This is a genomic window from Actinomadura sp. WAC 06369, assembly GCF_003947565.1.
In the GTDB taxonomy this organism is placed as follows: domain Bacteria; phylum Actinomycetota; class Actinomycetes; order Streptosporangiales; family Streptosporangiaceae; genus Spirillospora; species Spirillospora rifamycini.
Map to the genome: position 1 here is coordinate 1 of NZ_QHJN01000379.1, position 1,112 is coordinate 1,112.

Annotated in this window: 2 protein-coding genes; both read left to right on the forward strand. The window is 68.8% G+C overall.

Annotation, left to right across the window (positions count from 1 at the left end; genetic code table 11):
* Nucleotides 1–375 precede the first annotated feature (375 nt).
* Nucleotides 376–795: a YciI family protein gene (locus DMH08_RS39555; RefSeq protein WP_026401717.1), complete on the forward strand. Its 420-nt coding sequence runs from the start codon at nt 376–378 to the stop codon at nt 793–795.
* A gap of 15 nt (nt 796–810) precedes the next feature.
* Nucleotides 811–1,112: sigma factor (locus DMH08_RS39560; protein ID WP_267898603.1), on the forward strand; the 302-nt coding region annotated here is incomplete at its 3' end.

Below are 1,112 nucleotides of genomic sequence, written 5' to 3' on the forward strand. Positions count from 1 at the left end.
CATCAACCGGCTCAAACGGCACCGGGCCGTGGCCACCCGGTACGACAAGCTCGCCGTCCGCTACGAAGCGACCCTCCACATCGCTGTCATCAACGACTGGCTGACCTGCCTTTGAAACACGCCCTAGAGGGGCACGGCGATTCGGCCGTGCCCCTCAGTGCTGTACGCAGCGTGCAGGGCCCCGCGTGTCCTCGATAGGTCCCTACAGCCGGCGGGCGAGTCGGCATGCTGACCCGGGGGACGTTTGGGCGTGGTGGGCTCCAAAAGTTTTTTGAAGAAGTTCGTTGGCGGTGTTGATCCGTGCCGCCGCCGTTCGACCTAGGGGTGAGAGGGTCCCGGAAGAGAGGGCCCGAACGAGGCGAGGGAGACGGAACGATGAAGTACATGCTGATCTGGCGCGCGACCGACGAGGCTTTCGCGCAGATGGGCGACGTCGACTTCACGCAGATGCTGGAGACGGTGGGGCGGTACAACGAGGAGCTGATCAAGGCGGGTGTGCTGCTGGCCGCGGAGGGGCTCGACGACGCGGCCGAGGGCGTGGTGGTCGACTACTCCGGGGAGACGCCGGTGGTCACCGACGGCCCGTACGGGGAGACCAAGGAGCTGTTCGGCGGGTTCTACATCCTCAACGTCGCCTCCAAGGAGGAGGCCGTGGAGTGGGCCAAGCGGTCGCCGATCACGGGGCCGGGGTTCAAGACCGAGATCCGCCGGGTCACCACGATCGACGAGTTCCCGCAGGACAACGAGTGGGTCCAGAAGGAGCGCGCCTGGCGCGAGGCCACCGGGCAGCTCTGAGCGAAATCTCGGGCAATGGGTGACTCGAACGGTCGTGAGGCCGTCACCGCCGTGTGGCGGATCGAGTCGGCGCGGATCGTCGGTGCGCTCGCGCGGTACACCGGCGATTTCGCGCTGGCGGAGGATCTGGCGCAGGAGGCGCTGGCGGAGGCGCTGGTGAACTGGCCGCGGGAGGGCGTGCCGCGGAATCCGGCGGGGTGGTTGCTGACGGTGGGCCGGCGGCGCGCGATCGACGCGTTCCGCCGGCGTGCGGCGCGTGATGAGAGGTACGCCGCCCTGGCGCGCGGGCTGGGTGAGGGGGGTGTCGCGTCGGGGGG